This window comes from Herbaspirillum sp. B65 (genome assembly GCF_000333555.1).
In the GTDB taxonomy this organism is placed as follows: domain Bacteria; phylum Pseudomonadota; class Gammaproteobacteria; order Burkholderiales; family Burkholderiaceae_D; genus Herbaspirillum; species Herbaspirillum rubrisubalbicans.
Genome location: NZ_BADI01001163.1, coordinates 1 through 4,890, shown reverse-complemented (window position 1 = coordinate 4,890; position 4,890 = coordinate 1). Strand labels below are relative to the sequence as shown.

Annotated in this window: 5 protein-coding genes and 1 pseudogene; 3 read left to right on the top strand and 3 right to left on the bottom strand. The window is 57.4% G+C overall.

The features are described from left to right. The 3 genes from I5W_RS28055 to I5W_RS28050 form a co-directional block, all read left to right on the top strand. Positions 1-1,091: replication endonuclease (locus I5W_RS28055; protein ID WP_044531727.1), on the top strand; the 1,091-nt coding region annotated here is incomplete at its 5' end. Next, on the top strand, positions 1,088-1,234 hold the full coding sequence (locus I5W_RS32700; RefSeq protein WP_166675789.1) for a hypothetical protein: 147 nt from the start codon (positions 1,088-1,090) through the stop codon (positions 1,232-1,234). The genes I5W_RS28055 and I5W_RS32700, both read left to right, overlap by 4 nt. Further along, a complete protein-coding gene (locus tag I5W_RS28050; protein ID WP_252717261.1) occupies positions 1,231-1,650 on the top strand; it encodes a hypothetical protein in 420 nt (139 codons plus the stop codon). The genes I5W_RS32700 and I5W_RS28050 overlap by 4 nt, the downstream gene beginning before the upstream one ends. Positions 1,651-2,395: 745 nt before the next feature. Here I5W_RS28050 and I5W_RS31810 read toward each other — a convergent pair. The 3 genes and pseudogenes from I5W_RS31810 to I5W_RS28035 all read right to left on the bottom strand — a co-directional run. Then, a pseudogene (locus tag I5W_RS31810) lies at positions 2,396-2,527 on the bottom strand (IS30 family transposase); the annotation flags it as partial. A 78-nt stretch (positions 2,528-2,605) separates the two neighbouring features. Then, on the bottom strand, positions 2,606-3,640 hold the full coding sequence (adhP, locus tag I5W_RS28040; RefSeq protein ID WP_044531726.1) for an alcohol dehydrogenase AdhP: 1,035 nt from the start codon (positions 3,638-3,640) through the stop codon (positions 2,606-2,608). A gap of 97 nt (positions 3,641-3,737) precedes the next feature. Continuing rightward, positions 3,738-4,890 (bottom strand): NAD(P)(+) transhydrogenase (Re/Si-specific) subunit beta (locus tag I5W_RS28035; protein WP_044531725.1); only part of this gene is annotated, 1,153 nt, incomplete at its 5' end.

Genomic DNA, 4,890 nt, shown 5'->3' with positions numbered 1-4,890 from the left:
CGCGCTCGCCGGGCTACACCACGCCGCACGTCAAGGACGTGGCCAGCCGTGCTATCCGCATCATGAAGCGGTATGCCTGGCGCGTGGATCGCGGCGAGCCGGGTGCATTCAAGCGTCGCCTCGATGTGAAGCGCATCGACTGGTCAAAGGGCAGCGCTGCTGGCTACATCGCCAAATACGTGGCCAAGAACATCGACGGCGTCGCCGACCATAAGACCAAAGAGGGTTATCTCATCACCACTGACATGGCCGGGGACTATGAGCTGACGCCATCGGCCCGCGTGGAAGCCTGGGCCGCTCGCTGGGGCATTCGTCAGTTCCAGCAATGGGGTGGCGCGCCTGTGAGCGTATGGCGCGAGCTGCGCCGCGTGCCGGCAGAGATGGTGCAAGAGGCGCCCCCGGCGATGGCCGCCGCCTGGGATGCCGTGCAAAAGATCGAGGGCGAGAAGCGTGCGTGCTGGGCCAGTTATCTGCGCGCCCAAGGTGGTGCCATCGTGAAGCGCGACGATCTGATGGTCACCCTGGCCAAGGAAACCAAGACTGTAACCGGCCGCTATGAAGAGTGTGAACGCGTCATGCCCTATGGCGTGCAGTGCCGCCAAATGGCCGGGGTGGTTTTTAAGTCGGTTCGGCATACATGGACGCCCGTTCAAGGGCACGACGCCCGAGCATCGACGGGTTCGGGGTTCCCTTGGACTCGTGTAAATAACTGTACGCAGCCCGCCGCGCCTGCCTTTGCGGCCGATACGTCCTTTGAGCCGAAGAACGCGCCGGCGCCGGTCACGTTCCAGCCGGACCAGGCAGCACAGGTTGAACATGCCTGGCTTGCCCTGGGCGCATGCCCCTGGCCTCGGCCGGTGGTGTACGACGTGCCGACATGGCCAGCACCAGTCATGACGGCTGACGAACAGCGCCGGGTGCTGGCCGCCTGGGATGCCATTAAGGCGTGTCCCTGGCCACGCGTGGTGCCCGTGCCGGACAAGTCACCGCGTCGCGGTACGCCTCGCCAGGTGGCCGGCTGGCGCGCCGGCCGGCTCGATGTCAGCGAACTTCCGATTGATCCCAACCCAACGAAAGGGAACGCCCCATGACCGCGTTTCGTGTCGTCGTGCGCACTGTCAGCGCACGCCATTCCTACACCGCCATCGCAGCACATAGCTGCGACGTGATCGCCGCCGCCGTCGATCGCTTTGGCGTGTGCTCTGTTACGGCCATTCAGGAGAACCAAAAGTGAATGCAACCACAACCACCAATCCCGCCGTGTCTTACCGCGCCGAAGGTTACGACACCACGTATTTCGCCAAGCAGCCGAAACAGCGTGATTTCGTCATGCTGCCACCACAGCCCCTCGACCGCATCACCTTCAACACACCAGATGACGGTGTACTGGCTGGCTATCTATCGGTCATCCGTCAGCACCTGGGCAATGGCCAGAGATTCGCCTGGGTGGAGCTGGATAACGAGCTGGCAGGGCAATTCCGGGGCGTGCCGCTGGTGGACATCCTCACTTGCGATGATGCGGGAAGCCTGCGCCGTAATATGCCGAACCAAGAAGCCAGACGTCTGTGCCTGAGCGACTACAGCGAAAAGTTGAAATCAGAGCCTCTGTGGGCAGCTTCTACAGATACTGGCCGAGCAGTTAAACCCTAAGCTCCGAAGCAGAAACATGCCCTAGACAAAAATGCAGAAACCGAAAGACATAATCTACATCCGGCATTATGAAGGCGACGATCTATACAAGCTCTAAACAACAATCCAATTTTGTTGGAAAGTTTCTGTGCAGCATTGATCACGCTAGTGACGAAATGCATCGTGAATACAATGCCGTGAACGGTTTCCTCTGCTGGAGAGCCTATCGAATCTCCATTTCACGTCTCAACAGATTGTTTCAAAAGCTGAGGGGCACTCTGCGCAACGAAGGTGTGATATGAAGGCACAAATGTTCTTAGTAATGAAATATGAGCGCATGACGATGACACTGGCAGAAGTCTGCGAGGAAATCAGCTTGGAGGTCGGCACCGCTCACAATAAAATCTCGGCAGGGAACATTTTCAATCCCAACGCGTAAGGAGGGTAGGAACCGCGTGGCTGATGTACGTGACGTTGGCGACTACCTAGACAGGCAGCGCCAGGAAGCCAAGGAAGCGTATGAAATCCGGCATTGATGCCTTAATCCGCCTCAAACTGAAAGGCCTGAGCCCGGTGCAATACCGAACTCAGGCCTTCGCTGGCTAGCTTTTAAACCGTCCGAATTTACGGGTCAGTTCAAAATTCCGAGTAGCCCGTTCAACCCAGGCCGGGGTCCCGGCCTGCTAAACCTCAGATTTCATTGCCGCCGCGATCGCTCTGATCGCGATCGGATATCGCCCGCCCAGGCCGGAAATCACGGCAGTCGCGCAATGGCATTGAGTTGCGCCTGGGAGTAGCCGGAGATATCCAATCCGTTAGGGAAGTAATGTCGCAGCAAGCCATTGATGTTCTCGTTCGATCCGCGCTGCTATGGACTGCGTGGATCGCAGAAGTACACCTGGATGTTGATTTGCTCGCAGATTTGACCCTCTCAATTTGACCCACCTCCCATTGCCTGCTGAAGGTAGCCACTCGGTCAGCCATCCGCGAAATCAATCACCACACGCGAGGCCACCTGGCCATGTTCCAGCCGTTCGAAGACCTGATTGATGGCCGAAAGCGGCTGCAACTCGATATCTGCATTGACCTTACCAGTTGCGGCAAAAGCAAGCGCCTCATTCATGTCCTGGCGAGTTCCGACAAACGAACCGCGAATGGTGATGCAATTGGCCACCACATCGAACAGCGGTATCGGAAATTCTCCCGGCGGTAAGCCGACCAGTACGCAGGTTCCAAGCTTGCGCGTCATAGAAACACCCTGCGCGAAGGCGCTTAGCGATGGTGCAGTGACAAGCACACCATGCGCCCCCCCGCCGATTTCTTTCTTCAACACTACAGCCGGATCGCTGGCTTTGGCATTGATCAGCAAATCTGCTCCCAACTGCCTGGCGTGCTCCAGCTTGCCATCGTCGACATCAATCGCGCACACGTTGAGTCCCATGACTTTGGCGTATTGCACCGCCAAATGGCCCAGCCCCCCAGCGCCGGAGATGGCAATCCATTCACCGGGCTTGACCGAGGTCTCCTTGATGCCCTTGTAGGTAGTGACACCGGCACAGATGATCGGCGCCGCTTGCAGCGCACTGAGTCCTGCCGGAATGTGTGCGACATAGGCAGGATCAGCGAGAATGTATTCGGCAAATCCGCCGTTGACCGTGTAGCCACCGAATTGGGCCTGGCCACATACGGTCTCCCAGGCTTTCAGGCAATATTCACAATGGCCGCAAGCGGAAAACAACCAGGGCACACCGACGCGGTCACCCGCCTTCACCCTACTCACTCCGGCACCGACGGCTACAACCAAACCGATACCTTCATGTCCAGGTATGAATGGCAGTGTTGGCTTCAGAGGCCAATCTCCCTTAGCGGCATGCAGATCGGTGTGGCACACCCCACAGGCTTCCGTCTTGACAACAATCTGGCCTGCTGCCGGCGTGGGAATATCCCGCTCCCGTAGAACCAAAGGCTTTCGGAACTGCTCGACGACTGCGGCTTGCATTTTCAGTGCCATTATGAATTCCTTTGATTTTGAGAATTGAAGACGGGTGGAGCGAAAGATTTGAGCACGCTGCGGCCCAGCGGTGCACCCATTACATATGCCGTGTTTTTTAGGCCGTGCTAGCCAGGCCACGGATCGCCTCAATCATTTTTACCAGTACGGTTTGCGCGTCGCCATACACCATCTGGCAGTTGTCCCCGTAGAACAGGGGATTTTCAATACCAGCATAACCACGGCCTTCACCGCGCTTCACGATGTATATTTTCTTCGCCTGGTCGGCATTGAGGATGGGCATGCCGAAAATCGGTGATAACTTGTCGTTGCGTGCAGCAGGATTGACCACATCATTGGCGCCTATCACCATCACTGCATCGGTGTGGCTGAACTCTTCATTAATATCTTCAAGCTGATAGATCATGTCGTAAGGCACACTAGCCTCGGCCAGCAGTACATCCATTTGGCCCGGCATACGCCCCGCAACCGGATGCACCGCGAACTTCACAGTAACGCCGGCCACCTGCAACAATTTTACGAACTCATATAGCTTTTGTTGGCCGTGAGCGACGGCAAGCCCGTATCCTGGCACGATGATTACGCTACCGGCATAGCGCATGAAAATCCCGGCATCGCCAGCATCGACCGGCTTCAGTTCGCCTTTGATAGCACCCGGCCTGGTCTTCGCAACCGCACCGAAATTGGTGAACACCACATTACCGATCGATCGATTCATTGCCTTGGCCATCAGTTGAGTGAGCGATAAGCCGGCCGCGCCCACCACCATGCCAGCGATCATGAGCGCCGGATTTTGCAGAACGAGCCCCTCCAGGGCCACGGCCAGCCCCGTTAATGCGTTGTAAATGGAAATCACCACGGGCATATCGGCACCGCCAATAGGCAATGTCATCAGCACACCGAAGACCAGCGCAAAAGCAAAAAACAGGCAGACCAATAGCGGCGCCGGCTGTGGTGTACCGATCACCACTTGCGTCAGATAGACGATGAAGCCTCCGAGAATGATGGCAGCCAGCATGGCGGTACCGTTTAGGATTTGTTGCCCGCGAAACCTCAGGGGCTGCTTTATTACTCCTTCCAGCTTGGCCCACGCAACCAGCGATCCGGACAGCGATACAGATCCGATCAGCGCGCCGAGCAAGGTAATGCTGAGTGCTGGGATTCCGGTGGCGCGAGTACTGAACAGTTCCATCGCCGCGATCGCTGCTGCAGCCCCGCCGCCCATACCGTTATAGAGCGCAACCATCTGA

What these genes read in the sequence shown, in the direction of transcription:
- adhP (WP_044531726.1), bottom strand. Translation starts at nt 3,640, where the DNA reads ATGGCACTGAAAATGCAAGCCGCAGTCGTCGAGCAGTTCCGAAAGCCT.
- I5W_RS32700 (WP_166675789.1), top strand. Translation starts at nt 1,088, where the DNA reads ATGACCGCGTTTCGTGTCGTCGTGCGCACTGTCAGCGCACGCCATTCC.